General features: G+C 36.4%; 28 protein-coding genes. 5 read left to right on the plus strand and 23 right to left on the minus strand.

Annotated elements, in window-relative coordinates:
- Positions 1 to 58 precede the first annotated feature (58 nt).
- From G5B98_RS07485 to G5B98_RS07535, 11 genes are all read right to left on the minus strand, one after another.
- Positions 59 to 838: a DUF4198 domain-containing protein gene (locus tag G5B98_RS07485; protein WP_196086541.1), complete on the minus strand. Its 780-nt coding sequence runs from the start codon at positions 836 to 838 to the stop codon at positions 59 to 61.
- Between the two features lie 156 nt (positions 839 to 994).
- Positions 995 to 1,726 (minus strand): polyphenol oxidase family protein, encoded by a 732-nt coding sequence (locus tag G5B98_RS07490; protein WP_196086542.1) that lies wholly within the window; start codon positions 1,724 to 1,726, stop codon positions 995 to 997.
- 9 nt (positions 1,727 to 1,735) lie between these two features.
- A complete protein-coding gene (locus G5B98_RS07495; RefSeq protein WP_196086543.1) occupies positions 1,736 to 2,350 on the minus strand; it encodes a riboflavin synthase in 615 nt (204 codons plus the stop codon).
- 214 nt (positions 2,351 to 2,564) lie between these two features.
- The gene (locus G5B98_RS07500; RefSeq protein WP_196086544.1) at positions 2,565 to 3,536 is read right to left on the minus strand and encodes a YwqG family protein; all 972 of its coding nucleotides are present in this window, start codon (positions 3,534 to 3,536) and stop codon (positions 2,565 to 2,567) included.
- Positions 3,427 to 4,281: a CbrC family protein gene (locus G5B98_RS07505; RefSeq protein WP_196086545.1), complete on the minus strand. Its 855-nt coding sequence runs from the start codon at positions 4,279 to 4,281 to the stop codon at positions 3,427 to 3,429. The genes G5B98_RS07500 and G5B98_RS07505 overlap by 110 nt, the downstream gene beginning before the upstream one ends.
- Before the next feature lie 192 nt (positions 4,282 to 4,473).
- Positions 4,474 to 5,409: an acetyl-CoA carboxylase carboxyl transferase subunit alpha gene (gene accA, locus G5B98_RS07510; RefSeq protein ID WP_196086546.1), complete on the minus strand. Its 936-nt coding sequence runs from the start codon at positions 5,407 to 5,409 to the stop codon at positions 4,474 to 4,476.
- Between the two features lies 1 nt (position 5,410).
- Entirely contained in the window at positions 5,411 to 6,622 is a 1,212-nt protein-coding gene (locus G5B98_RS07515; RefSeq protein WP_084041941.1) for a beta-ketoacyl-ACP synthase II, read from the minus strand.
- A gap of 34 nt (positions 6,623 to 6,656) precedes the next feature.
- Complete coding sequence (gene acpP / locus G5B98_RS07520; RefSeq protein ID WP_021091725.1) at positions 6,657 to 6,890, minus strand: acyl carrier protein; 234 nt, start codon at positions 6,888 to 6,890, stop codon at positions 6,657 to 6,659.
- Positions 6,891 to 6,977: 87 nt separating this feature from the next.
- Complete coding sequence (gene fabG, locus G5B98_RS07525) at positions 6,978 to 7,721, minus strand: 3-oxoacyl-ACP reductase FabG (RefSeq protein WP_196086547.1); 744 nt, start codon at positions 7,719 to 7,721, stop codon at positions 6,978 to 6,980.
- 57 nt (positions 7,722 to 7,778) lie between these two features.
- On the minus strand, positions 7,779 to 8,198 hold the full coding sequence (locus G5B98_RS07530; protein ID WP_196086548.1) for a pyridoxamine 5'-phosphate oxidase family protein: 420 nt from the start codon (positions 8,196 to 8,198) through the stop codon (positions 7,779 to 7,781).
- Complete coding sequence (locus G5B98_RS07535; protein ID WP_196086549.1) at positions 8,199 to 8,567, minus strand: L-arabinose ABC transporter; 369 nt, start codon at positions 8,565 to 8,567, stop codon at positions 8,199 to 8,201.
- An 84-nt stretch (positions 8,568 to 8,651) separates the two neighbouring features.
- Between G5B98_RS07535 and G5B98_RS07540 the strand changes: the two genes are divergently transcribed.
- Entirely contained in the window at positions 8,652 to 9,173 is a 522-nt protein-coding gene (locus G5B98_RS07540) for an ATP/GTP-binding protein (protein ID WP_103593654.1), read from the plus strand.
- Positions 9,174 to 9,191: 18 nt separating this feature from the next.
- On the opposite strand, the gene G5B98_RS07545 is transcribed toward G5B98_RS07540, so the two are convergent.
- Positions 9,192 to 9,932, minus strand: a complete 741-nt coding sequence (locus G5B98_RS07545) for an EI24 domain-containing protein (RefSeq protein ID WP_196086550.1) — start codon at positions 9,930 to 9,932, stop codon at positions 9,192 to 9,194.
- Positions 9,929 to 10,624, minus strand: coding sequence for a dUTPase (gene dut, locus G5B98_RS07550; RefSeq protein ID WP_084041937.1), 696 nt, complete (start codon positions 10,622 to 10,624; stop codon positions 9,929 to 9,931). Before dut ends, G5B98_RS07545 begins: the two co-directional genes overlap by 4 nt.
- A 129-nt stretch (positions 10,625 to 10,753) precedes the next feature.
- On the opposite strand from dut, the gene G5B98_RS07555 reads away from it, so the two are divergent.
- Positions 10,754 to 10,942, plus strand: a complete 189-nt coding sequence (locus tag G5B98_RS07555) for a hypothetical protein (RefSeq protein ID WP_021091806.1) — start codon at positions 10,754 to 10,756, stop codon at positions 10,940 to 10,942.
- On the opposite strand, the gene G5B98_RS07560 is transcribed toward G5B98_RS07555, so the two are convergent.
- Positions 10,939 to 13,116 (minus strand): bifunctional diguanylate cyclase/phosphodiesterase, encoded by a 2,178-nt coding sequence (locus G5B98_RS07560; protein WP_232525361.1) that lies wholly within the window; start codon positions 13,114 to 13,116, stop codon positions 10,939 to 10,941. The two genes, G5B98_RS07555 and G5B98_RS07560, sit on opposite strands and share 4 nt — an antisense overlap.
- Before the next feature lie 269 nt (positions 13,117 to 13,385).
- Between G5B98_RS07560 and G5B98_RS07565 the strand changes: the two genes are divergently transcribed.
- The gene (locus G5B98_RS07565) at positions 13,386 to 13,925 is read left to right on the plus strand and encodes a hypothetical protein (protein WP_196086552.1); all 540 of its coding nucleotides are present in this window, start codon (positions 13,386 to 13,388) and stop codon (positions 13,923 to 13,925) included.
- Here G5B98_RS07565 and G5B98_RS07570 read toward each other — a convergent pair.
- Together G5B98_RS07570 and ciaB are read right to left on the minus strand one after the other, a co-directional pair.
- Positions 13,918 to 15,600 (minus strand): putative bifunctional diguanylate cyclase/phosphodiesterase, encoded by a 1,683-nt coding sequence (locus tag G5B98_RS07570; protein ID WP_232525362.1) that lies wholly within the window; start codon positions 15,598 to 15,600, stop codon positions 13,918 to 13,920. The two genes, G5B98_RS07565 and G5B98_RS07570, sit on opposite strands and share 8 nt — an antisense overlap.
- Before the next feature lie 664 nt (positions 15,601 to 16,264).
- Positions 16,265 to 18,097, minus strand: a complete 1,833-nt coding sequence (ciaB, locus tag G5B98_RS07575; RefSeq protein WP_196086554.1) for an invasion protein CiaB — start codon at positions 18,095 to 18,097, stop codon at positions 16,265 to 16,267.
- A 90-nt stretch (positions 18,098 to 18,187) separates the two neighbouring features.
- On the opposite strand from ciaB, the gene G5B98_RS07580 reads away from it, so the two are divergent.
- A complete protein-coding gene (locus tag G5B98_RS07580; protein ID WP_196086555.1) occupies positions 18,188 to 18,601 on the plus strand; it encodes an acyl-CoA thioesterase in 414 nt (137 codons plus the stop codon).
- Positions 18,602 to 18,749: 148 nt separating this feature from the next.
- Entirely contained in the window at positions 18,750 to 19,388 is a 639-nt protein-coding gene (locus G5B98_RS07585) for a Crp/Fnr family transcriptional regulator (RefSeq protein ID WP_196086556.1), read from the plus strand.
- 70 nt (positions 19,389 to 19,458) lie between these two features.
- On the opposite strand, the gene G5B98_RS07590 is transcribed toward G5B98_RS07585, so the two are convergent.
- The 7 genes from G5B98_RS07590 to G5B98_RS07620 all read right to left on the minus strand — a co-directional run bounded on the left by G5B98_RS07590 (position 19,459) and on the right by G5B98_RS07620 (position 25,855).
- Positions 19,459 to 20,334 (minus strand): formate/nitrite transporter family protein, encoded by an 876-nt coding sequence (locus G5B98_RS07590; RefSeq protein ID WP_196086557.1) that lies wholly within the window; start codon positions 20,332 to 20,334, stop codon positions 19,459 to 19,461.
- 162 nt (positions 20,335 to 20,496) lie between these two features.
- Positions 20,497 to 20,943: a hydrogenase 3 maturation endopeptidase HyCI gene (locus G5B98_RS07595; protein ID WP_196086558.1), complete on the minus strand. Its 447-nt coding sequence runs from the start codon at positions 20,941 to 20,943 to the stop codon at positions 20,497 to 20,499.
- Entirely contained in the window at positions 20,943 to 21,287 is a 345-nt protein-coding gene (locus G5B98_RS07600; RefSeq protein WP_196086559.1) for a formate hydrogenlyase maturation HycH family protein, read from the minus strand. Before G5B98_RS07600 ends, G5B98_RS07595 begins: the two co-directional genes overlap by 1 nt.
- Positions 21,284 to 22,108: an NADH-quinone oxidoreductase subunit B family protein gene (locus G5B98_RS07605; RefSeq protein ID WP_021091627.1), complete on the minus strand. Its 825-nt coding sequence runs from the start codon at positions 22,106 to 22,108 to the stop codon at positions 21,284 to 21,286. The genes G5B98_RS07600 and G5B98_RS07605 overlap by 4 nt, the downstream gene beginning before the upstream one ends.
- Positions 22,105 to 22,644 (minus strand): formate hydrogenlyase complex iron-sulfur subunit, encoded by a 540-nt coding sequence (locus tag G5B98_RS07610; RefSeq protein ID WP_054197155.1) that lies wholly within the window; start codon positions 22,642 to 22,644, stop codon positions 22,105 to 22,107. Before G5B98_RS07610 ends, G5B98_RS07605 begins: the two co-directional genes overlap by 4 nt.
- On the minus strand, positions 22,641 to 24,377 hold the full coding sequence (locus tag G5B98_RS07615) for an NADH-quinone oxidoreductase subunit C (RefSeq protein ID WP_196086560.1): 1,737 nt from the start codon (positions 24,375 to 24,377) through the stop codon (positions 22,641 to 22,643). Before G5B98_RS07615 ends, G5B98_RS07610 begins: the two co-directional genes overlap by 4 nt.
- Entirely contained in the window at positions 24,374 to 25,855 is a 1,482-nt protein-coding gene (locus tag G5B98_RS07620; protein WP_196086561.1) for a hydrogenase 4 subunit F, read from the minus strand. The genes G5B98_RS07615 and G5B98_RS07620 overlap by 4 nt, the downstream gene beginning before the upstream one ends.

Consider the following 25,855-nt stretch of genomic DNA (forward strand, 5'->3'; position numbering starts at 1 on the left):
TTACAAAGCGATTATAAAAAATTTATAATAAATTCGAACTCAAATTTATATCAAACTTTTATTCTTTTATCTCAAAACTAAGTGTCGTTTTTAACGTCTCTTTGTCACACTTCGTAGCATCTGGATAAGGTCTTTCATAAATCACCTCAAATACCCAAAAACCTGGCCTTAGAGCTAACACTTCAGTGATGCCTTGCTCATCAGCCACACCATGAAACGCGTGCTTATGGTCTAAAAACCCAGTAAAAGTACCAGTTAGTTTAGCTCGCTTTAGCGGCTTTCCATCAGCAAAAACCTGTAATTTAAAAGGCTTATCTACTCTAAATTCCGCTGGGTTTTGTAGCGGTACGATCTCGATTTTAACTCCAATAGGTTTAGTTACGAAGTCGTTTATTTCACCTAAATTTAAGACTCTCTTAGACGTTATCGTCATCAGCCGGCAAATCTGTATATCGCTTAGATCCTTTAGATCAAGCTTAGTTTTGTCTATTAGCCACTTGCCATCACTACGTTTTTTAAGCGAATACATAGGATTTTGCTGTGCTAGTAAAATATATGTGCCTTTGTCTAATCTTTCGCCCTCGTAGCGGTAGTTCTCGCCACTTTGTGTAAGCTTCTTTTTGCTACCATCTTTACTTATTACAGTAATTGGCGCAAAAAGATGGACGCGTTCGGCCATAATAGGCTCTAGCTTTGGAAAATCATCGCTATAACCCATGTTTGCGATAAATTTTCCTAGCTTTTCATCATTAGCTCCATCTACCCAAAACATATGTGCTTGCACCATACAAAAGGCTCCCGTTAACATAATGGCGGTCAAAATTCTACCTATTTTCATGATCTCCCTTATTGTTATTTTTGAGATTTGATGTCAAATTGTGGCTAAAAATTATTATATTTAGCCATTTTTTAGATCAAATTAAATATCAAAAACGTTCAATACAATTTAGCAGGCAAATTTTAACAGGCAAGTAATGAGGCTAAAAATTTACTTTTATTTTTTAGTATTTACCGATGTGGCTCTATTCATCACAAATCCGCAAAAACGCCCGGTCCTACTCTGTTTGCGGTATGAGAATAATTCATCTCTCTCAAAAGTACAACGAGGATCTAGCGATATTTGCTCTACTCCAAGCTTAGCAAATTCGTCTAATAAAGCTGCGTTTATATCAAATTTTCCATCATTTTTATATCGGTTAAATTCACCTAGATCTAGCTTGCCTACTTCGTAGTTTTGCACTTTGATATTTGCGCCTATAAACACGCATAAATTATTCGCACGGCAACCAAACTCACTCGTCATCAGCCCCACTGCATTTGTGCAAATTTTACTAGTAACACCTGCGCGTCCCGCATGCACAGCTGCGACTACGCCAAGATATTCATCTATTATCAAAACAGGCGCGCAGTCAGCGACTAAGACGCAAAGCGCCACACCTTTTAATGATGTTATTACACCATCACACGGAAGTAGATCATCGTTAAAATCTTGCAAAATTTCCACTCGATTTGAGTGGATTTGGCTCATAAATTTTAAATTAACAGGCATAATGCCAAGTGCTGTTGCTAAAATTTTACGATTTTGTGCGACCATTAGCGGATCATCGCCAACATGATCTGCTAAATTTAAGCTCTCAAAAATGCCCTCACTCACACCGCCAAATCTATTTGTAAAGCCAGCTAATACGCCATTTTTATCAAAGACGATCTCTAAATTTTTACGCATTTTATCCACCTAGTAAAGGCTAGAAATTCGCTCGACATCGTCCCAACTAAGGCCACTATCTTGCTTACAAAAAAGCTGCCTAGCTACGTAGCGAGCCAAAAGATCGCTTTCGATATTTACGCGTCTACCAACCTTGAAAGTGCCAAAAAGACTATCTCTAAATGTAATCGGTATGATTGTAAGCCTTATACCCTTTGGCAAAATTTCATTTATGGTTAGACTCACGCCCTCTACGCCCACTGAGCCTTTATTTGACATCAAACTCATAGCCTCGCGCGGCAAGTCGATGTAAAAATCAACCCCATTCTCATTCTTTTTGATATTTGAAATTTTACCGATAAAATCGATATGTCCTTGCATCAAATGCCCATCTACTCGGTCTCCTAGCTTCATCGCTGGCTCGATATGCACTCTTTCTTTTAAATTTTCAACCGCGATATTTGCCCTACTCTCTGCGCTTAGCTCCAAGCTAAAGCCATCTTCATGCAGCTTTATTACGCTCAGGCAAGTACCATTTACAGCAATGCTATCGCCTAAATTTGGACGAAAATTTGCCTTTAGCCTTAAAATATTTTGTGAATAACTAACAACCTGTGCGAACTCACGAATCAAGCCATTAAACATATTTTGCCTTTAAAATTTTTAAGGATTTTACTAAATTTTGCCTAAATTTGGGCATTACCATCTTTGATTATTTTATATATTTAAGTAGATAGTGGTAGAAATGGCGATGAATTTTTGGTAATCACACCAAGAATGCTAATAAAAATTTATTGGGTAACTCTAGTATAAATTCTCTACAAATTTTAGTTTTTTATTTTTTATAAATTTAGCAGTCTTAGCTTGTCTGCAAAATTAGCCACGTCTTGCTAAAATCGCGCGCCAAAAGATCATCCCTCTTTATCCACAGATAAATTCTACCCTCTCCGTCCCAGTCCATGTCGCCATCATCATCACTATCTATCTGTAAGAGCAATTGCCACTGGGCAACATTTTTCTCAAATTTCGCTATTCTTGGGTGGTGATAAGCGCTACCATCACCACAGCTAAGTCCATTTGCAACCAGCTCACACTCTAGCTCCATACCATCTTGGACATTATCGGAGTGCCCAAGGAGCTTATTTTCTTTAGCCTGCCAGCTTGGCTCAATAACCTCATGATAGGCCTCCCACTCAGCCTCACTAATTTTACTAAATGGCACAATCGAGCTTTGTAAATTTGGCAAATTTATCTCATTTTCAAAGCTAAGCAAGCGTGCGTTAAATGTAGAATTTTCTCCCTCTAAGCTCTCCGCTCTCCTACGAGAAAGCAGTCCATTATTTACATCAGAAAAGATCACTGCAAAGCCGTTTTTATCGGCAGGATCATAGCCCCAAACACGTAAATTTCTATCATAAAAGAGATAGAGCATTCCACTTTTTGGCAGTAGTGAGTCAATGTCAAATTTGCTAGCTTCAGTAAAATTTATCTGTACCACAAAGCTAAGCGCGCCATTTTCATTTGACGGCCATGCTAAACTATCTGGCAGATCTGGCGAGCCGCCAAATTTAGACGCTCCAACGGCGATATCATCGTCATTTTTAGCTTGCACATCTATCCTTATGGCATTTCTTGCTAGTGGCGATAAAAGTTTAAAAAGTTCATCCAGCCCACGTTCTTTACAACCTTTAGAAATTTTTGCAATATCCATATTTTCCTCTTTAACAAGCATCAACGTATATATGATACTTCTTACAATGCAAACAACGAAACAAATATCCAGCAATATCGCCAGCTTTAACAAGATGTTCGCGTAGCATTTTATCGTCATATTCGGCTCTTTTTGCATAGTCCTCAAAGACCTCGTCTGCTATACCCATTTCTTCAAGCTCTTTTGTTCCAACATCACCTAAAAATTCGCAATAATCATCACAACAAGCTATCCAATGCTCGCCCTGCCAGCTCTCGTAGCCCGGGGTTCTTCTAAAGAGTTCGTCATCCTTTTTAGCATCACTTGTAGTTAGTTTGTCAGTATCTTGCACAAATGTTGCGTCAAATTTCTTAGCAGCCTTACCACTAGAAATACAAGTAGGACAAAGATACGAAATATCTTTCTCGCAATAAATGCTACCGCTATAATAAACTTCGGTATCTTTGCCACAACACTCACACAAGATGCTCATATCATCTTTAAATGCGCCAGTTTTTAAAGGGTTAGGATGGTAGATAAATTTTGGTAGTGTGGAGGCTTTATCTTCTTGAGCCAAAATTTGACCTCTACTTTTTGGGCGAGGCAGCGCCCATTTATCATTTTCGTCAATGAATTGCACTAGATGGCCAAGTGCCTTTAGCTGTTTTTTATCACCTTTGTCATGTATTTTTAAAAGTAAGTCGTAAGCACTCTTTCTCATAGATAAAAGCTTATAAACATCGACTAAAACATACTTTGCGCAAATGTCATCACAATTTTCCAACTCTTCTTTAAACTGATAGAGTGCCTCAATGCTAGAAGCATTGCCATTATTTTTATAATATTCTTTTGAAAGAGTGATATATTTTTCTTGAAATTTATTCATTAATACTCTTTATGTAGATTTGACATTAACAATTTTAGTGTTTAAATCTTAAAGATATAAAAGCTAGTGTAAAAATTATGGCTGTTAAAGCGATTAAATTTATATTGATTTTTAAATTGTTTTAGTATTTTGGTAGATGATGCCACAAACAAATTTGATAAGTATTCTTATAAAATTGTTGTGACTATAAATTTATTCTTCAAATGCTCCGATAGAGAGAATTTTTTCTATTCTTTTTGCAACAAGATCATTTATATCAAGCTTTTCAAGCTCAGCTAGCTCTGAGATAAAATAATTTACAAGTGCTTTTGCAGCACCTTCTTTATCTCTATGGGCTCCATTTATCGGCTCATCTATAACAGCATCAATCAGTGATAGACTTTTTAAATCATCAGCTGTTATTTTCATAGATTTTGTAGCTTGTTCCTGTTTAGCTGGGTCATTCCAAAGTATTGCCGCACAGCCTTCTGGAGAGATAACTGAAAAAACGGAGTTTTTCATCATAGCGAGTCTATCAGCCACGCCTATAGCTAATGCGCCACCACTTCCACCTTCGCCAATAACAACAGCAATTATTGGAGTTTTTAAATTTGCAAACTCGAATAAATTTCTAGCTATGGCTTCACTTTGTCCTCGCTCTTCAGCTCCAACGCCTGGATATGCTCCTGGAGTATCTATGAGAAATAAAATAGGTAAATTAAATTTTTCAGCCATTTTTGCAACTCTAAGAGCTTTGCGATAACCCTCAGGATGAGGCATACCAAAATTTCTTCTTAATTTGTTTTTAGTGCCACGGCCTTTTTGCTCACCTATAACAACAGTCTTTTTACCTCCGATATAACCGATGTAACAAACTATTGCTGGGTCATCTCTAAATGCTCTATCTCCATGAATCTCATATCCATCAATCAAAAACGCATTAATATAATCAATAGAATATGGTCTATCTGGATGACGAGCAAGTTGCAAACGTTGATATTCGTTTAAATTTTTATATATTTTTGATATCTCTTTAGATAAATTCTTATTTAAAATTTCAACAGCATGTTCATCGCCTCTAATCTTAGCATTTGCTATATCTTCATCAATTTGCTTTATGCTTTTTTCAAAATCTAAATAATTTGACATCTTAATCCAACTTTTTAAATATCACGACGCCATTCGTGCCGCCAAAGCCAAACGAATTGCTCATAACAGCCTTTATATCAGCTTTTCTAGCTTTATTTGGAACATAGTCTAGATCACACTCTGGATCAGGAGTTTCGTAGTTTATTGTTGGAGGTATAATACCGTCTCTCATTGCCATTATAGATATAACAGCCTCGATCGCACCAGCACCACCTAGGCAGTGTCCAGTTTGACCTTTTGTTGAGCTAACTGGTGGACATTTGTCACCAAAAACTGCTTTTAACGCCGCAGTTTCATTCTTGTCATTTACAGGTGTTGAAGTACCATGTGCATTGACATAATCTATCTTTACACCTTTTGCCATATCAAGTGCTTGTTTCATCGCACTTAATGGACCTTCAAGTGTTGGTGACGTGATATGATGAGCATCTCCACTCTCGCCAAATCCAACTACTTCAGCATAAATTTTAGCACCTCTTGCAATAGCTGACTCATACTCTTCAAGCACAAGTGCACCGGCTCCTTCACCCATTACAAAGCCGTCGCGGTTTGCATCAAATGGCCTTGAAGCCTTGCTTGGCTCATCATTTCTAGTTGATAGTGCTTTCATGGCAGCAAAACCACCTATTCCAACACCACAAATAGTAGACTCAGCGCCAATAACTAGCATATTTGTAGCTTGGCCAATCATAATGCATTTTGCTGCTTGAGATATTGCATGAGTACTTGCCGCACAAGCTGTTACACTAGATAAATTTGGACCTTTTAGCCCATGATTTATTGAAACTATTCCACCTAGCATATTTACAAGTGCTGATGGAATGAAAAATGGCGAAATTCGCTTTACACCTTTTTCAAAATATGTAATTGAATTTTTCTCAATATTTGGCAAGCCACCTATACCAGCTGCTGAACTAACGCCAAATTTATGAGCATCAAACTCTTTAAAATTTGCATCAGCCATAGCTTCATTAGATGCTTTTATGCCAAGCTGTATGAAACGATCTACTTTTTTCACCTCTTTGCCGTCCAAAATACTATTTGGATCAAAATCAGTTATCTCGGCAGCAATTTTAACAGGAAAGTCACTTACATCAAAGCTTGTGATCTCTTTCACACCTGTTTTACCCTCGCAAATAGCCTTAAAAGAACTCTCTTTGTCAAGACCAAGTGCGTTTATCATGCCTATACCAGTTACAACGACTCGTTTCAATACATCTCCTTAAATCAAACTATGTAAATTTTAATTATTTACCTAGTTTTTCTATATAATTTACAACGTCTTGAATGCTTATTAATTTCTCTGCTTCACTATCAGGAATTTCTACTTCAAATTTCTCTTCTAAAGCCATAACTAGCTCTACAACGTCAAGTGAATCAGCGCCTAAATCTTCAATGATTTTAGACTCTAGTTTTACCGCTTGTGGATCTACGCTTAGTTGCTCTACAACTACGTCTCTTACGTCTTCAAATACTGCCATTTTAAGGTCTCCTTATAAAAAATGTCTGTTATCTTATAATATTTACGCTTTTATTTATTTTAAATTTCAAAACTTGTTGAAATTTCATTACATATAAAGTCCGCCATTTATTTTAAGCGCCTCACCAGTTACGTAGCTTGCGTGATCGCTTAGTAAAAATGCAACCGCCTCAGCTACTTCACTAGCACTGCCGAAACGTTTTAACGGGATATTATCGCTATAAGTTTTTTTCACCTCATCACTTAGCCCATGCGTCATATCAGTCTCGATAAAGCCCGGAGTTACGCTATTAAAGCGTATATTTCTGCTTGCACCCTCTTTTGCAAAGCTCTTGCTCATGGCGATTAGTCCGCCCTTGCTGGCTGAATAGTTTACCTGTCCTGCATTTCCCATCTCACCAACGATAGATGCGACATTTACGACCGCTCCAAAGCGCTTTTTACTCATCACTTTCAAAGCCTCTCTACATCCTATGAAAGCTGAAGTTAAATTTGCATTTATTACATCTGTAAATTCGCTAGTTTTCATGCGAAGTGCTAGCTTGTCGTTTGTAATGCCAGCGTTATTTACAAGATAGCTTAGCTCACCATCGCTATCAACTATCAAATTTATACCTTTTATAAACTCATCTTCGTCTGTCGCGTCAAATTTTATCACTGCAGCCTTGCCGCCATTTTGCTCGATCTCAGCCTGCAAAGCGTCTGCTATCTCAGGCTTTGAACGGTAGTTTATCCACACTTTTAAGCCCATATTTGCAAGCGTTTTTGCGATTTGTGCACCGATACCTCTACTTGCACCTGTTATTAGCACGTTTTTTCCGCTAAATTTCATAGATTCTCCTTATTTTTTCTAATTTTTCAACGATTGTAGCTTATATAAGCTTAACGTCTAAATTTTATCGTTTCTTTCCCACTTTATCTTTTTGCCAAAACCAAGAACGTTGCTTGTAAATTTTAGTTTTTCAAGATTTATGCACCAAATTTTTGGATCCATCGCTTTTGCATAAAAAAATCTTTCAAAATAAATTTCTATTTCATTTTCTTTAGCCTCTCTCATCACTCCTTGAAACTGCACGCCCTCTATCTTGCCAACGATCTTTGTATCAAGAGCGACCGTACCAGCAACGAGCTTTGAGTTTTTTAAAAATTTAACATGAGAGCTCTCGTCAGAGCTAGCTAGCAAAAGGCAAAAGCTTAGCTCATCAAAGGCGTAAAATGCGCTAAAAGCGTAAGGCTGTCCCTCATCATCAATGGCGCAAACACTTGCAAGATGCATCTTTTTTAAAAATTTTACTATCCTCTCATCCATCTAAATTCCCCTAAAAATGTCAAGAATGGTTTGAAATTTAAAGATGACTATGGCGATTATTAGCATCCAAAGCGTAAAAATAATAAGCTCTACTAAAGTAAATTTATCTTTTGCAACTTTTTTAAAAACAAGCATCGTTAAAAATGCTCCTAAAAAGCCGCCGATTAGCGAAAAATAGTGGATCGCATTAACCTTTACAAAGCTTGGCAAAAGCCCTTTAAAAAATAGTGAAAACATCAAAATTGAGAGCAAATTTGCAAGTATCAAATAATAGCCAACGACTGGTAAAACTGGGTAGAGCCTAGCAAAGCCAAAGCTTAAAACAGTGATAAGCATAAGCAAAAAGATCCTAGTCCCAAAACAACACATCGCCCGTCCTTTTTTGACGCATTTTACAAAATTTTGCTTTATGAAATTAAAATTTTGCCGATTTAGCCTCAAAAGGATTTAAAAATGCAAACAAATTTTTACTCTCAAGGAAGCTACAACAACATGAGCTTTTCGATGAAGACTAGCTCAGGCGATGAGATAAGCTTTTCGATGTATGACAACAAAAGTTTGGAGTTTTCAAGCCAGAAAAATGGTACTTCAAGCCAAAGAAGTCTTACTCTCACGCACGAATACGGCTATGAGTTTTTATATAAAGGAAACGGCATAGACGAGCAAGATATGAAAGAGATTGAAGAGGCGATGAAGCAAATTCGCCCACAAGTTGATGAATTTATGAAAAACGTCAAAGAGGGCGACAAGATCGCGGGTAGCAGCCAAAGCATAAGCGATCTTTCAAACAAGATCAAGCAGATGTTGCCTGACGCAAAAGATCTAAATCACAAAAATTTCATAAATGACAATATGCTAAAGATGTTTGACGAGCTTCTGGCTAAAAATGATGCAAACAAAAATCTACTAAGTGCCACAAAAAGGCTATTTGACACATTGCTTGATGAGAGCAACAAAGTATCTTACTATGCGTAAATTTAGGGCCTTCTGGCTCTAAATTTTTATAAGTGCTTCTTTCTCAAAAAAGAGGTGCGACAAGACTATCACAAAATAAAGCTGAAAAAAGAGTCCCACAAGCGGCACAAGCGAGATGAGATAAAACAAAAGCGTAAAAGCTATAAATTTTATCCCGCCACCTTCAAGCAGTGCTAGCTCAAATTTATCACTATCAAGAGTGTTTGAGCCAACGTCTATTAGTAAAAGTTTGTAATAGATATAAAAAAACGGCACGTTGATGATGAAAAAATTTAAGACTGGTACAAATAAAAGAGGTAGGCAAACGAGCAATATCCCAAGAAATTTCATGATCTCAACCATCATCACTTTTAGCACTCTAGCCGTGCTAGCCTCGCTTTTTGGAATGTAGTGATAGTGCCTTTTGTTTATCTCTTTAGCTACAACTGGCGTTAAAAAGCCAGCTACGATTAGGGCGATTACTATGCTAATAATTATCGTTAAAAAGGTACTTAAAACGTAAAAAAGTATGCTAACTATCCATTTTGTGGCACTAAAGCTTAAAATTTTAATAGCTATAAAAGAGAGCGCCGAGTTTGGCTCTAAAAAGGCAAAATTTTCGTTTTTAGCACTATCACTTAAAAGGTCAAATATCTCACCGCCGCCCCAGATCGTAAGCCACGCAAGACTAAAAATACTAAGGCAAAGTGGCAAGATGGATAGCGTTATAAATTTGGCTGTAAAAAAATCTTTAAAACCAAGGCGAAGAAGATTTATCATTTCACCTTTTTGTATTCATGCTCAAGTGCGGCGTAAATTTCACCTATCTTACTAACGCCATTTGACAAAATTTCGCTCATCACTTCATTGTCTTCGCGTCCGTTCCAGTTTTTCTTGTAGCTTCCCTCTTTATAGCCGTTGTTTTGGCGGAAGCGATTTAGCACGTTTTTGGCGATGTAGCATTCGTAAAGCGAGTACAAATTTACTCCACATTTTAAAGACATAGAGAAGTAAATTTTTAAAATATCAAATATATCGTAGTCAAATCCGCTACACTCATGTATAAGCATTTCAACATCATTCATTATCTCATAAATGCTCTCGTCTTCGATCTTTAGTGGCTCTTTGCAAAACTCACTAAATCCGCTTGATTGGCAAATATCATCGGCCAAAGTTTCTATATCTCCAAGCTGTTTTGATTTATAAATTTGTAAAGCTAGACTCATAATAAAGTGCCAAATATCAACAACTTCTATGCGTAAATTTTGCTCATCAGTCTTAGCATCGATGCTCTTCCAGTGCTTCCAAGCAAAGCTATCAATCAGCTCAGCGCACTCCATATATATGCAGCGCCTCCAGCTAATTAATTTATTTTTATTAGTATAACCATTTTCCCAGCCAAGCCCATTTGTCTCATCATTTAGGCTTTGCTGCATCTTTAACATCTCTAAAATAATCGTTCTTTCATTCATTTTAGGCCTTTTAAAATTTTAAAGGATTATAACAAAAAATTATTAAATGCCACGAGGTAAGCTTGACTTAAATCATTTTATGTATAAAATTTAGGAGCTAAAATAAGCAAAAATTTCAAAGGAGAAAAAATGAGAGAAAAAGATCTAGTGGTTTGCAATGTTTGCGGACTAAAAAGCAGCGATGATACAAATGCGGTTTTTATCCACGCTCATAAAAATGGCGAAGAAGTTGATATCTGCACCAGTTGTGTTCCAAGCGTAATCCATGGCTCAGGCATGGTCGTAAAATCAAACGAAGAGATAAAGGCCGAAATTTAAACTCTAGCTATCATTTGAGGATCTTGTCTTACAAGGTCTTCAAATTCTTCCGCGCTCATAGGACGAGATAAGAAAAGTCCTTGCACTTCATTACAATCAAGCTCTTTTAAGAAACGAATGTCTTCTTCTTTTTCTATGCCTTTTGCACCAACTTTTATCTTCATTGCCTTTGCTAAATCAATAATTGCAGATACGATTTGTGCATCTATTTTGCTATTTGATGCTTGAGCAACAAATTCACTTGCTATTTTTATACGCTTAACACCGTATTTTCTAATATAAATAAATGAAGTATATCCAGAGCCAAAATTATCTATGCAAACATCTATATTATTTTCTTTAAGAATAGAAAAAATTTTATCGAGCGTTTTAGAATTATTTGTCCATATTTCTTCGCCAAATTCTATTTCAAAAAGCTCTGGATTTATATGGTGCGAGCGTAAGCTAGAAACAAAATCTAAAACAAATTTTTCTGATTTACTTTGAATCTGTGCAACATTTATACTTATTTTTGGTATCAAGAGTTTTTCTTTTTGCCATCTATCTACATACTCTATGGTCTTTGAAACTAAAAGCGAGCAAATATCGTTTAAGATATCACTATTTACATTGACCTCTTTCATAAATTTACTTGCTTCCATCAAGCCAAATTTTTCTGATTTCCAATATAAAAAAACCTCTGCGTAGATCATTTTTTCGATTTTTAGATCAAATATTGGTTGAAAATATACATGAAGGTCTTCTTGCAAATTAGCTTTTTTAAGCGCGATCTCGATGCTTGAGCTTAGGTGCATTTCATTGCTAATTTTATCGCTATAAACCATAGGATTTAAAGCTGGATTTTTCTTGGCGTAATACATTGCCATATCTGCATTTTTTATAATATTTCTTGGATTTGCCGTACTATTTTTTGTTGCTACGTCTATGCCTATTATGCACTTAAGCCCAAAGTGATATCTATCTATTTGAATTGGCTTTTCAATAGCGTCTTTTAAGGCAATACCAAGATTTAAGCGTTTTGTATGACTATTTATCTCCATTTTTGCTAATACGATAAATTCGTCCGCACTAATCCTTGCTATGGCCTCTTGTCTATTGCAAACTTCAAGTATCCTTTTTGCAACTAGTTTTAAAATTCTATCGCCTATTTCATGCCCGTAAGATGTATTTATGCTTTTAAAACGGCTTAAATTTATATAATAAACTGCGATTTCCTCATCTTCAGAAATGCTTTTACACATTCTCTCAAGCTCATTTACTATAAAATTTCTATTGCCAAGGTCTGTTAGATAGTCTTTCTCAGACATATCTTGAAGTCTTAAATTTGCGAGCATAAGTTCATTGGTCCGCTCATGCATCGACTTTTCCATTTCTCTATGAAGATTTCTCTCATAATCTAATATTTTTCTGCTTGCAATAGAGCTTTTAACATAGTAATTAACAATAGCATTTACAACTAAAACAAAAAGTGAGATGAGCGCACTAAAAGATGTTAGATCTTCTTGTAATAGCAAAGGCAAAACTATTATTATTGGTAGCCATTTTGATCCTATTGAGATATCTTTATCAGTATTTGTAACATATTCGTTTTGGGCTTTTAAATGAAAAGCTCCTATCATTAAAAAGAAGAAAGGAACGATATACAAAAAATCTATTTTATGGCCAAAATTTACATTTGAGATCTGACTATAAAAAATAAATAAATTTAGCATCGTAAATAAAATGCTAGCTGATATAAGGTAAAAGCCACTAATTCTTATATGAAGCAAACTACTTGTAAAAATCTCACTTAAAGTAATAAAAAGTATAAGAAAATTTATGGCTACAATAGAGAGAAAAACAATATTTGATCTATTATTTATCATTGATGAAATATCTATTTCGTCAAAAATACCATATATTAAAATTACTATTAAAAAAAAGACACTTATGCTATCCATAATGATGGCTAGTTTCTCTTGACTGGCTGCAAATTTTGAATACAAAAATATACTAACGCCAGTTAAAATAGATATCATCGGCAACATAAAAAACACATCAAGATACGCATAAGAACTATGAGCCCGCAATAGCACATCTTGATTTGACACCATTAGTGCATCGCAAATAGACCATAAAAAAACACCAAAACATATTGCAAGCCAATGCGTTATTTTGGTTTTTACTTTATCCATTGAAGTATAAATGCCAAAAGTTATTATAAAGAAACTAAGCAAAATAGATATTTTTCCAATTAGATTATAGTCTAGTAAAGATGCTAATAGTGCAAATACGAATAGTGCTACAACTGCAACCAAGATCCATTTTCGCATGCCAGTTATAGATGATTTTGATAATAAAAAAATAGTGTCCCTCTCCTAAGAAATAGTCCAAATTATACAAAAATTGACTTTGCTTTTGGTTATAATTTCCCAAAAAATTTTAAAATTCACAAAGGTATCTTATGAAGTGCAATATCGTCATAAATGGACAAAATTTAATAGATTATAAATCTTTTATCTTATTTTTCTCAAAGGCGGCAAGAAAGCAGTATTTTATAAACACTTTTATGATATTTACTGAAGCCATCATAGCTGGTTTTGTTGCTGATATGCTATTAAAAAGTAAAATTTTTACTGTTATTGGAGCTGTTTTTGCTATATTTTGGATCATTTTTTATCCTATTTTTTTAAAAAGAAGTCGCATAGCTGCATTAAAAAGAATTGAAATTTCAGACGTTCAAAAGCAAATGAATTTTGAAGTAAATGAGAAATTTCTGGCTTACTATGAAGACGAACCCAAAGAAAATGAAAAATTTGACCTAAATAAAGTTAGTGAAATTTATGAGCTCAAAAATATTTTTATCATTTTTTTAGAAGAAAAAATTCATCTAATAATCCCAAAAGATGAAGCTAGCTCAAAAATGATAAATGAGCTGGCTAAACTTTGCAATAAAGATATTTTAAAATTTGAAAATTTTAGTGCAAAGAGTGTGCTTAAATAGCACTTATTATAAGCTTTTCAAAATCCTCTGCACTCATAGGCTTACCCCAAAGATACCCTTGCACCTCATCACATCCAAGCTCTCTTAAAATTTCAAGCTGGGTTTCATCTTCGACGCCTTCAGCAATAGTCTTTAGCTCCACATTTTTAGCCAAAGCTATAACGCTTTTTACTACGTCTTTATCTATATCATTTTTAGCAATATTATCTATCAGCTCTTTAGCGATCTTTAGGCGACTCATAGGATATTTTTTGATATAACTCATCGATGAAAAACCGGTGCCAAAATCATCTATGGATATGCAAATTCCTCTATTAGAAAGCTCAAATAACGCGCTTTGCATCATCTCTTCGGCATTTACAAGGCTAGCCTCAGTGATCTCAACATCTACACAAGATGGATCGATGCCGTATCTATCTATATAGCTTAAAAATTTAGATGCAAAATTTATATTATCAATCTGCTTTGGCGAGATATTTATGCCTATTTTTAGGTTTGTATTATATTTTTCATTCCAAAAGGCCATTTGTTTTATAGCATTTTTTGCCACCCATTTTCCTATTGCATTGATAATAAAGCTTTGTTCAGCTATTGGGATAAATTTTGATTGATCTACCGGACCTTTTATAGGAGAGTTCCACCTAACAAGAGCCTCTGCTCCTACTATTTTTTTACCTTCTATTAGATACTGGGGCTGAAATTTTAGCTCAAATTCTTCATCAAAGCTTATGCTATTTAGCAATATTTCTATGTAGTTTCTATCCTGAATAATGCTTTTTATATCACTATAAAAAACGTACTTTTCAGATGCATCTTTCTTTGCTGCTTCTAGTGCTGCTTCTGATTGCATGATAAAATCATCAGCTAAAATTTCACTAGTTTGTATCGAGCTAATCCCTATTTTCGCATCAAGTACAATTTTATAATCATCTATAACGATTGGCTCTGAAATAGCTTTTAGTAGATAATGTAAAAATTCCCTGCAATGCACATTTTCATTTTGTTTGATAACAACGATAAAGTCATCGCCGCCAGATCTTGCAAATAAGGAATCGTTTGGTGGCAATATTGACTCAATATTTAAAGCGAACTTTGCTATTACATCATCGCCGATATAGTGCCCGTACGAGTCATTTATCGCTTTAAAATGGTTTATGTCAATACTATAAATATCTATCTTTTCTCCAAGTGCCTTTGACTTTATCATCTCTTCAAGCCTTGCAATAAAATACTGGCGATTTAGAGCATTCGTTAGATAATCATATTTACTGATCCTTTGTAGGTGCCTATTTGTCTCTTCAAGCTCTTTTACTTTACTTTCTATCTGATTATTTAATACTTTTTTGATATGTATTTCACGTTTAATTAAAATATCCATCTTTCTAACATTAGAAAATGTATAAGATAATGCCCCGTATGCAAGCAAAGTAACTAAAATAGAAAATAACCATGTCAAATTTATCTTCCAAGAGTACAAGATCATAATTGTCAAAAATGCGGCAAAAACAAATAGCTTTTGTATTAAAATTTTATCAAAATCGTTTCTGAGCGCCCTAAATTTTAGATTTGCCTCACCCTCTCTTAAATGAAGCGTAGCAACAAACAACATAAAAAATGCACTCTTAAATACAATGTCGTATCCAAAAAAGGATATTTCATCTATCCAAAAATCCATTGTAGTGGTAAAAATATCATAAGTGCTTATTACAATAAGCGCTATCAAGCATAAAAGTATAGATAGTCTTCTTTTTGAAAATTTAAGTGAAAAAAACGCAACAAATGAGGTACAAAACATAAATAAATCTATGGCAATGTAACTTAGATTAAAAAAATCTTTTTGGCTTAAAACTTGAGTTAAATTTCTATCAAAAATCATAAACCACATAAAGCTAAAATATATTGCGGAAATAGAGACTGAGTCCACAAATACTTGCATTAAAAATAAATTTTTCAAATTTTTGATCAAAATGTAAAAGGCAGAAAATGCGAACATAAAATATGAAACTACGTATGAGATTTGTATAAAATTGACTTTAGAAAGAAATTGTTTAAAAAAATCAACCTTATCATATAGCATCCACATAGTGTCTGATGCTACCCAGCAAGTAAGGCCTAGTAATATATATATCCAATATGTTTTTAAATTCCTTGTCTCTTTTAGCTTTAAAAAGATAAATAATGTGATCATAAAATCAAATAGAGCAGTAATTATGTCTTCATAAAAACCACTAGCAATAAAATAACTAACAACATATGCACAAAAAAGTATCAACATAAATAAAAAAGATGCTTGATTATCGTTGCTTATTTTACTTATCATGTTCTGTCTTTATATATCTTTACTTTGCCTTTTTGGCTAAGCTTTGCCACCTTTGCCACTCGCCACTTTCATCGACGTCGTTGCCGATAGCTTCGTATCTAGCGTAAAAATGCTCAACAAATTTCTTGCACTCTTCATCTTTTGGCAGATAGCTTTGCTCATCTTTTTGACAAAATTTCTCTAAAAATGTGCTCGCATCAACTTTTTTAGCGTATGTTTGCGCTAGATCATAGTAGTTTTCTAAGCAAATTTCTTTAAATTTAGCGTAAGCTTGCTCGCTCATATCTACGCTTAGCCTGCCGTCAAATTTAAGCACCCCAGCTCTAAAAAGCAAACTAAGATGTATGAGCCCCTCGCAGTAGTACGCCCTCACCTCATCAACCTTTCGCCACGCGATAAGCCCAACAGCACGGGCGATTAGCTCGTGAAAGACAGCCATTTTATACTCCGCCTCTTCGTGCAAGAAAAAATTTACTAGCCCACCAGTTGTCGCCTTATACTCTTCTATAAATTTAAAGACGCCACTTTTATTCATGCTCATCTCGGTATCAAGCCCGATAAAGAGGATGTGTCCAAACTCATGGCCAATTGTTGAAATTTCATATACTTTTTTCCAAATTTTTGGCTTTAAAAATAAAATTTCTCTACCAAAATCCAAAAATTCCTTGTTAAAAATTTCAGCCCCAAGCTTCATAAAAGGCTTTGCCTTTGCGCCCTCGTAGACGTGATTTACAAAAGCAAAAATTTTCTTACCACATTTTACGCTAACACTCTCATCATTTGGCACGACTTGAGCACTAAAAAGTCCATTTAATTCCGCACCATAATAAATCATCGGCACGCTTATATAAAGCTGCGTCCTAGCGATATTTTCGCTAACTGCCTTGTTTGTCGAGGCATTATCAAACTTGATCTTTTCGCAAACGCTCTTATAAGTTTTTGACACTTTTTCTTTAAATTTAAGCTCATCAATGCCCTCGCTATCAACCAGCCTGATATCCCATTCAAGCGCAACTGCGTGCGTGTAGGCATCCTCGTAGTATTCTAGCGGATGGCCTGGCTGAAGTGCTCCTTTTACATCCATCCACGCTATCTCGGCCTCTTGCCATGCATTTATCACCTTTGCATTGTCCTCTTCACAAAAGGCGTTTTGTAGCTTTTCAAGGTATTTGACATAAGATTTTTGCTCGTCGTTTTTAGCTAAATTTCTTAAAATTTCAAGATTTTTAGCAAAGACGCTTTTAAGCTCTCTCACCTCATTTTTAAAAGCAAGTGCGTAAGGCAAAAAGCTAAATTTCTCGCCCTCTTCGCAAACTGCGCCATAAGTTCTATCAGCCCTTACACCGTTACTATCGCACTGAAATAAGCCGTTTTTATTGATAAACTCATTTGCCAGGCTTAAATCTTTAAATTTAGCTTCAAACTCTTTATTTGTAGTGTCGATAATGCGATCCTGCCATGAAATTTGCCACGTATTTAGACTAAGCCCAAGCTCATGCATAGCCTGCACAAAGGCTTGATTAAACTGATCTAAAATTTTTTCTTCTTTGGCCTTTTCTAAAAGCTTGGCGTGCAGATTTTCATATAAATTTCTAACGTAGCCATACATTAAATTTAGTACACTTTTTTGCTCGTCTTCGCCTAAATTTAGCTTTTTTAGCTCATTTCGAAGCGGATCTACTTTAAGATCTACTATCCTTCTTGCAAGGGCTAGTTTTTGGCTTGGTGTGCCAGCAAGAGCACAAATTTTAACAGCCTCATTTATGATATCATCATCTAAATTTTTATAAATAGCATTTAACTTGTTTTTTTGCTCTTTTGTGAGTTCATTTAATCTTTTAAAATCGTTCATTTTTTCATCCCCTGAAGTTGCAAGATTTTAGCATAAAGCCTTAAAATTTGCTACAATCAACCAAAAATTTTAACATCTAAAAGGCAAAAAATGGATATTTTAAAGGATTTTGGTGAGCCACGTATCAAACAAGTTATGTTGCCAAAGGACACAAACTCAGCTGGAAATATTTTTGGTGGCTGGATAATGAGTCAGATCGACCTTGCAGGTGCTCAGGCTGCTAGAGAAATTTCTCCTGAACGCGTTGTGACCATTTCTATGAAAGAGATCATTTTTAAACAACCTGTTTTTGTTGGCGATGTGCTAAGCTGCTACGCTAGAATCATCTCCGTTGGTAAAACCTCGATAACAACGCAAATAGAAGTGACTGCACTTAGGCTAAATGACGGTGGCTTTAGAGAGACTATACATGTCACAAGCGCTATTGCAACCTACGTCAGTGTAACAAAAGATGGACTTAAAAAGCCAATCGATGAGAAGCTAAAACAACTTCATGGATTTTAAAAATTTGGTTGCGATTTATGCAACCAAATTAAAAAATTAATACTACTTTTAAAAATTATTGAAATTCTTAAACTAAAAGCAATATTTTTCAACTTCTTTAAATGCTTTGTGAAGTAAAATCAGGCTCTATACATTTTTTGGGAGAAAAATGAAAAAATCACGCCTAGGTCTTTTGCAAACACAAATCACAAAGATCCTAACTCAAAATGAGCTTGATAAATTTGAGTATAAAGAGCTACCAAAAACAAGCATAATCTACACCGAAGAGATCAAGATCATCATCTTAAAAAGTGGCTGTGCAAAGCTCTCATTTTTTGAAGATGGAGAGGAATTTATCCTTTACCGTTTGGAAGCAAATAACATTGCTGTTCTTGATGATAACTGCGCTTTTGAAATTTTAGAAGATGCAAAAATTTACTCCATAAACTTAAGCGAAATAAGTGAAATTTTATCAAATGTAAATGTTGTAGATGAAATTTTAAAAGCGGCGTTAAACGCCATTATCGTGCAACGTCAGATCATAAAATCAATACTTTTTGAAGATGCAAAAGGTAGGATTGCAAATTTTTTGATCGAGCTTGCAAAGGAGCAGGATCTAAAGCAAAATGGATATCACTACATATTTTTACCATTTTCTCTAAAGGTGCTTTCAAGCTTTGTGGGGCTCAAACGCCAAAGCGCTTCAACTACTTTTAATGAGCTTATAAAAGATGACATCATAAGAAAGATCACACCACACGAGTTTTTAATAATTGATTATGAAAAACTTGAAAGTTACACAAACTAAAAATCAAAAATTTTTATAATGGCTAGCAAAGAGTAGCCTTAGAGGATTAGTCTTTGCCAAAAAGCAAAGACTAAAAATTTTTAAGCTTTTTCTTCATATCAAATTTATTAGCCATAAAGCCAACTAAACCAACAAAGAAAAGTCCGCCGCAGATATTGCCCAGCGTAACTGGAACTAAGTTTTTACCGATAAAATTTCCCCAGTTTAAAACTTCTAGTTTTTCAGCCGTAATGCCATGTCCTAAAGCTGCAGCCGCAGCAGCGATATCTCCGCCGTTTGCTGCTATATAGTGAGCTTTTGAGATGATGGCTTCAGTGATTATGAACATATTTGCCACGCAGTGCTCCATAGAGCAAGCCACAAATGCGCCGATCATCCACATAATGGCAAAGAATTTACCAGATAGATTGCTCTCACTTGTCGCAGTCCAAATAGACATACAAACAAAGACGTTACAAAAAATTCCGCGGATAAATAGCTCATGAAATGGTGCTGTGATCTTGCCAATGCCAGCTGGTATAAAGTGCTGCAAGATATAGCCATCATACTTTAGTGGCAAGCCTGAGTAGTAGTACATATACGCAATCAATGCGCCACCAACGAAGTTAAATATCCAAACGATAGCCCAGTATCCGATAGTCTTACCTAGTTTTAGCTTTCCTTCATATGCACTAACACCACTTAAAACAGAGCTTGTAAAAAGATGTCCACCATAAAAGACAACCATCATAAGACCACAGCTAAATGTGATACCGCCGATAAAATTTGAAAGACCAATAGACTGGTTTTCAGCCATACCAACTGTTGAGTGAGCCCAAAAAATATCACCCATAGCAATAGCAGCTCCAGCCATGATAGCAAGAAAAATAATACTAGTAAGCGGCATATGAGCCTTATGCTCCATAGAGCTTGAGACCGCTTGAGCAGTTTCTGCCGGATTTAACATCACATTCTCCTTTTTATTTTCAATCTCGCACATGAGCCAGGCTCATCTTTGCGACCAAAGTTTAACACTTTGCAAAATCACTAAAGCCAAACCACTGCTTGAGATTAAAAGCAAATTTTTGTCTTTAGTAACCAAAAGATTAAAATTAGCCATTTGCCAAATTTAACCAACTAAATTTTTATCAATCTCTACAATTCTCAAAAAAGCTTTTCTTGCACTTTTTTTAGCCTGCTCGCTTAGTCCCTCTTCAAAATTTAAGACATTTTCGAGCAAGACGCTAATGCCTAAAAACAGCGTTTTATGGCAAATTTTTCGCAAATAACTCAAAAGCACTGGCGTTGGTAGATTGTGAGTTGAGTAGATGTAGTCTCTATCGTCACTTAGGTCAAAAAACTCTATCTTATCCTCATCAAAGCCGCTCATCGCATCGACGACTATCAAAATATCAGGTGCAAATTCTCTAATGGCTGAAAATTCATTCTCAGGCACATCTTGTCCAAAAAAGACCTTCCACTCTTTTAGCTCGGTCTCTACGATGCGACCTACTTCATTGCCCACATCATCATCGCCACGCATAGGATTACCGATGCAAAGGATGGCCTTTTTCATCAAAAGTCCTTCCTAAGCACGATATAACCCTCTTTTAAATTTGCCAAAATTTCTTTAAGCTTACACTCACAAAGCTGCGGCAAGAGTTTAGCGATATGCTCGGCAAAAATTTCAACTTCAAAATATTTGCTTAAATTTCCGATTTTAAATTTCACGTATTCGCCTGAGTTTTTGATCATCTCGTCAAATTCCTCATCGCTTAGCTCTAAAATTTTCTCGCTAAAATCAATCGTACCAACGCCATGTCCTACGCAAGTGGAGAAAATTTTTATCTCTTTTAGCTCGCGTGGAAGCTTATCGTTGTCATCCATATGCCTTTTTGTAAGCTTATAAGCTTGTATCATCTCTTACTCCAAACCTCGCTATCAACGTCTATCGCAAAGCTTTTATCAGCTTTTGCATATTTTAGATAGACATCATTATGCAAAAGCCCCATGCACTCAGCATATCTAGGATCTTCCTCTTTTTTGATAGCTGTAAGCACAGCCTCTCTTGAAATGCTTGGGTCATGGACATCTTTTGAGCATTTGATAGCATTCATATATTTTTCGAAAAGGATTCTACCAAAGATATAGCTCATTAGCCTTCTACTTTCAGCTTGCAAGTCGCGCTCGAACAAAATATCACCTATGACCGACTTCTCAACTGAAGGTGGCAATGTGTTATCTTCTTCATAGCTTTTTTTATGAAGTTTTTGATCGATGATACCAAGAGCCATGCCAAGACCGTAAATAATGCTTGCTGGGTGTGGAGGACAGCCTGGGATATAGACATCGACTGGGATTATCTTATCGATGCCACCCCAAACGCTATAAGCGTCGTGGAAAATTCCGCCACTGCTTCCGCATGCACCAAGAGCAACTACGATCTTAGGATCTGGAGTCGCCTCATAAGCACGAAGAAGTGGATAATACATCTGTCTTGTTACAGGACCGGTGCAAAGCAAAATATCAGCGTGTCTTGGGTTTGCAACAAGTTTAAAACCAAAACGCTCAGGATCCCACATCGGTGTAATAGCTGCAAAAATTTCTATCTCACAGCCGTTACAGCTTCCACAGTCGATCCTATAAACGCTAAAGCTTCTTTTGATATTTTTTAGATGCTCTAGCTTTGCAGTTAGATCATTTGCTGTTTTTATGTCCTCTGGGACTTGATATAGACTCATTTTATAGCCTCCTCAATGCCTTTTGTTAGCCTCTCAGCAGATTGATTTTTCTTGCACTCTGGGCAGATATAAAGGTAGTCTTTTGCCTCTTCAAGTCTGCCTGGGAGTAAATTTGCTGTGCCAAGCTTTTCAAGGGTGAAATTTATAAGCCTTTTTGGCGTAAATGGCTTGCCGCAGCATTTGCAAGTTTGCATCTCAAGCTCGCCCCTTTGTATAAGAGCGCTCTTGTCAAATTTAACCGCAAGCTCAAAGCTATCGCTAAGTCTTACAGCTCCAGTTGGGCAAACCTCATCGCAGCGCCCGCAAAATATACAACGACCACAGTCAAATTCCCAAACAAGCTTTGTTTGCTCCTCATTCATCTTAAGCTCTATCGCGTTACTAGGACAAGCGATACCGCAGGCTGCACAACCTATGCAAAGATCATATGTATAGTTTGGCTGACCACGAAAATTTTCAGGAACAATATATGGCTCAAATGGATAGGCGTATGTCGCTTTTCCATATTTTTCTGTGATGTCAAATAACTTCATCATCTTAAATCCTTTTTACTAACCCCGCCATCTTGACAGAATTTTTTAAGGTCTTTCTCTGTTAAAATTTTGCTCTTTTTAGTCCTTACATCGACTAATGTAACACGCTCTGTACATGAGTAGCAAGGGTCAAGTGAGCAAACGATAAGCGCAGCGTCACTTATGTTGTTTCCTCTAAATTGATATCTTAGGCTTGGCCAGTTGTTGTATGTTGCTGCCCTGCATCTCCAGCGATATACTTTTTGAGCACTGCCTTGCATGATCCAGTGAACATTCTCGCCACGTGGTGCTTCATCATGACCAAGTGCAAAATTTTCAGGTTTGATCATAGTCACAGGATCGATCATGATCGGAGTTTGAGGCATTAGCTCAAAGCATTGGCGGATGATGTGGATAGAGCTTTTTAGCTCTTTATATCTAACCATCTCACGAGCAAAAACGTCACAACCATGCTCAACTGCTACTTCAAATTCTATCTGTTTAAAGAAGTCATATGGATGATCGTAGCGGTTATCGCGTTTAAAGCCAGAGCCTCTCATATTTGGACCAACTGGGCTAAAGTCACGTGCTATTTGGCGATCTAGGATGCCCACACCTTTCCAGCGTCCGATTTGGCGTTTATCCTCTATAACTGCGTCCCAAATTTCTGAAATTTGAACGTCAAGTTTATTTATGATCTCGATGCCTTTTTTAATCTCTTGGTTTGTCATATCACGTCTTAAGCCGCCCATAACGACGTTGCCGTATGTTTTACGTCCGCCAGTTACTAGTTGGGCTAGCTCCATAGAGTACTCACGAACCCTAAAGATGTGCATAAACGCATTATAGTTACCAGTGACCTCACAAGCTAGACCGATATTTAAAAGGTGGCTATGAAGACGCTCGATCTCAAGACAGATGACGCGTATAGCTTGAGCTCTTAGTGGAATTTCAAGCTTGATAGCTTTTTCTGCTGCTTCTATACAAGCAATAGCGTGAGCATAACCACAAATTCCACAAACACGCTCTGCAAGATAGCCCATTTGATCATAGTTCATTCTGTTTTCAGCTAGCTTTTCCATACCGCGGTGTTGATAGAACAAGCGGTAGTCAGCATCGATGATCTCGTCGCCGTCACAGAAAAGTCTAAAGTGACCTGGCTCATCTGAAGTAATATGTAGTGGTCCAAGTGGCACATCAACTACTGCATCACCTGTTGGAAACAAAAACTCAGAATCAGGCTCATCTCTATGATCAACCGGATCAGGGCGGTAGCGATAATCCATCGCATCTTTTCTAAGTGGGTGAAGTCCGTCTGGCCAGTCATCACTTAAAACTAGACGCCTTTTATCAGGCAAACCTTCAGCCACAAGTCCAAACATATCATAAGCTTCTCTTTCATACCAAACACAAGCTGGCACTAGCGGAGTAACAGATGGGAATGTCGGATCACTTCCTGGAATAAGCGTTTTAACAGTGATAAAGCACTTATCCTCAGCCGCAAAGTCGTCCGCCTCAGTCATCTTACTACCTTCCATTGAGATAGCGTAGTAAAGCGCATAGCTGCCATTTATCTGGCGCTCGTCATTTGGTATCATTGTGCTTATAAAGCCGCCAATATCATAGTAGAGCGTTTTAACAGCTAAAGGGAGGTCATTTCTATCGACTAAAACAGTGATCTGATCGTCTGCTTGACGAGTTACCTCTAAAATTTTTACTTTAGTTTTTAGGATTTCTATAAATTTATCGCCTCTCATTTTAAAGCTCCCATCATTATATTAACACCGTTATCTACTAGCGTATAAAAGCTATCTACGTGCCATACGCCAAAGATTATGATAAGGGCACAAAGTGCTATAAGAGGTAAATTCTCTAACAAACTCATCTCTTTATTATGAACAACCACACCTTTTGGCTCACCAAAGCTTGCCATGTTAAAGTGTGCAAAGTCAGCTATGAAAATAACTGCAAGTGCAATAGCAAATAGCGCAACTGCGATGTATTGACCGCTTGTGATAGCTCCTAAAAAGACATTGTATTCGCTAACAAATATAGCAAATGCTGGAACACCAACAAGTGAGCAAACAGCCGCGCCAAACATTATAGTGGTGATCGGTGCGATCTTAACCATACCGCCCATCTTGCTCATATCTTTGTGACCGTAAATTCTTGCGATATTGCCTGTTGAGCAAAATGCCAAAGCTTTTGTAAAGCTGTGAGCTAAGCAGTGAAATATCGCTGCAAATAGACCAAATTTACCGCCAACACCAAGTGCAAATGCGATAACACCCATGTGAACGATTGAGTGATATGCAAACATTCTTTTTACGTTGTGTTGTCTGATTAGGAAAAATCCCGCTACAAAAAGAGTGATAGTTCCTGAAACGATCATTATGCCCTCAACAAAGCTAAATCCAACAGCTTGAGCTGTAATAGCGTAGTATCTTAAGAGCGCTAGCATCGCACATTTTAAAAGTACGCCTGAAAGCAAAGCTGAAATAGGTGCTGGACCTTCAGCGTGAACGTCTGGTAGCCAAGTGTGAGTTGGAGCAAGACCAGCTTTTGTACCAAAACCAATTAGAGCAAATACAAAGATAAGTTTTGCTGCATCTGGGTTTAAATTTTTAGCGTTTGCCATTATGCTTGAAAATAGCATAGAAGCTTCGCCATCCCCTAGAGTGCTAAATGTGGCTGAGTATAAAAGAACAGTCGCATAAAGTGCAAATGCTAGACCGATTGAGCAAAGAACGATGTATTTGTAACCACTCTCTGTTGATTTTTGATCTTTGTGGATAGCGACAAGAAACACAGAAGCTAGTGTTGTTGCCTCGATAGCAGCCCACATAAACGCAACGTTGTTACAAATAACGCTTAAAGTCATTGTAAAGATAAATACATGGCTTAGTGCATAATATTTTTTAAGATCGCTTAAGTGGATGTGTCCATCTTCAAGCTCCCATCTCATGTAGTGGATAGAGTAGAAATTTACTATAAATCCAGTTACAGCGATAAGCACCAAGAAAACACAGCCTAAGCTATCTAAAAACAAAAATTTATCAAAACTATAAAAAGTTCCGCTACTTAAGACTTTAAGAACATTGTTAAGTAAAGCCACCGATGTCGCAGCAGAAAACAAAACGTGAAGTCCGCTTAATACCGCATAATTTTTAGGACTCAAAAACAAGACCAAAGCACCAAGGAGCGGTAAGATAAGTATTAAAGCTAAACTATCCAT

The sequence above is a fragment of the Campylobacter concisus genome, from assembly GCF_015679985.1.
GTDB lineage: Bacteria > Campylobacterota > Campylobacteria > Campylobacterales > Campylobacteraceae > Campylobacter_A > Campylobacter_A concisus_AC.

Bases quoted from the DNA above. Each gene is read 5' to 3' on its own strand.
- G5B98_RS07485 (WP_196086541.1), bottom strand. From the start codon at position 838: ATGAAAATAGGTAGAATTTTGACCGCCATTATGTTAACGGGAGCCTTT.
- G5B98_RS07490 (WP_196086542.1), bottom strand. From the start codon at position 1,726: ATGCGTAAAAATTTAGAGATCGTCTTTGATAAAAATGGCGTATTAGCT.
- G5B98_RS07495 (WP_196086543.1), bottom strand. From the start codon at position 2,350: ATGTTTAATGGCTTGATTCGTGAGTTCGCACAGGTTGTTAGTTATTCA.
- G5B98_RS07500 (WP_196086544.1), bottom strand. From the start codon at position 3,536: ATGACGATAAAATGCTACGCGAACATCTTGTTAAAGCTGGCGATATTG.
- G5B98_RS07505 (WP_196086545.1), bottom strand. From the start codon at position 4,281: ATGAATAAATTTCAAGAAAAATATATCACTCTTTCAAAAGAATATTAT.
- accA (WP_196086546.1), bottom strand. From the start codon at position 5,409: ATGTCAAATTATTTAGATTTTGAAAAAAGCATAAAGCAAATTGATGAA.
- acpP (WP_021091725.1), bottom strand. From the start codon at position 6,890: ATGGCAGTATTTGAAGACGTAAGAGACGTAGTTGTAGAGCAACTAAGC.
- fabG (WP_196086547.1), bottom strand. From the start codon at position 7,721: ATGAAATTTAGCGGAAAAAACGTGCTAATAACAGGTGCAAGTAGAGGT.
- G5B98_RS07530 (WP_196086548.1), bottom strand. From the start codon at position 8,198: ATGGATGAGAGGATAGTAAAATTTTTAAAAAAGATGCATCTTGCAAGT.
- G5B98_RS07535 (WP_196086549.1), bottom strand. From the start codon at position 8,567: ATGTGTTGTTTTGGGACTAGGATCTTTTTGCTTATGCTTATCACTGTT.
- G5B98_RS07540 (WP_103593654.1), top strand. From the start codon at position 8,652: ATGCAAACAAATTTTTACTCTCAAGGAAGCTACAACAACATGAGCTTT.
- G5B98_RS07545 (WP_196086550.1), bottom strand. From the start codon at position 9,932: ATGATAAATCTTCTTCGCCTTGGTTTTAAAGATTTTTTTACAGCCAAA.
- dut (WP_084041937.1), bottom strand. From the start codon at position 10,624: ATGAATGAAAGAACGATTATTTTAGAGATGTTAAAGATGCAGCAAAGC.
- G5B98_RS07555 (WP_021091806.1), top strand. From the start codon at position 10,754: ATGAGAGAAAAAGATCTAGTGGTTTGCAATGTTTGCGGACTAAAAAGC.
- G5B98_RS07560 (WP_232525361.1), bottom strand. From the start codon at position 13,116: ATGGATAAAGTAAAAACCAAAATAACGCATTGGCTTGCAATATGTTTT.
- G5B98_RS07565 (WP_196086552.1), top strand. From the start codon at position 13,386: ATGAAGTGCAATATCGTCATAAATGGACAAAATTTAATAGATTATAAA.
- G5B98_RS07570 (WP_232525362.1), bottom strand. From the start codon at position 15,600: ATGGATTTTTGGATAGATGAAATATCCTTTTTTGGATACGACATTGTA.
- ciaB (WP_196086554.1), bottom strand. From the start codon at position 18,097: ATGAACGATTTTAAAAGATTAAATGAACTCACAAAAGAGCAAAAAAAC.
- G5B98_RS07580 (WP_196086555.1), top strand. From the start codon at position 18,188: ATGGATATTTTAAAGGATTTTGGTGAGCCACGTATCAAACAAGTTATG.
- G5B98_RS07585 (WP_196086556.1), top strand. From the start codon at position 18,750: ATGAAAAAATCACGCCTAGGTCTTTTGCAAACACAAATCACAAAGATC.
- G5B98_RS07590 (WP_196086557.1), bottom strand. From the start codon at position 20,334: ATGTTAAATCCGGCAGAAACTGCTCAAGCGGTCTCAAGCTCTATGGAG.
- G5B98_RS07595 (WP_196086558.1), bottom strand. From the start codon at position 20,943: ATGAAAAAGGCCATCCTTTGCATCGGTAATCCTATGCGTGGCGATGAT.
- G5B98_RS07600 (WP_196086559.1), bottom strand. From the start codon at position 21,287: ATGATACAAGCTTATAAGCTTACAAAAAGGCATATGGATGACAACGAT.
- G5B98_RS07605 (WP_021091627.1), bottom strand. From the start codon at position 22,108: ATGAGTCTATATCAAGTCCCAGAGGACATAAAAACAGCAAATGATCTA.
- G5B98_RS07610 (WP_054197155.1), bottom strand. From the start codon at position 22,644: ATGATGAAGTTATTTGACATCACAGAAAAATATGGAAAAGCGACATAC.
- G5B98_RS07615 (WP_196086560.1), bottom strand. From the start codon at position 24,377: ATGAGAGGCGATAAATTTATAGAAATCCTAAAAACTAAAGTAAAAATT.
- G5B98_RS07620 (WP_196086561.1), bottom strand. From the start codon at position 25,855: ATGGATAGTTTAGCTTTAATACTTATCTTACCGCTCCTTGGTGCTTTG.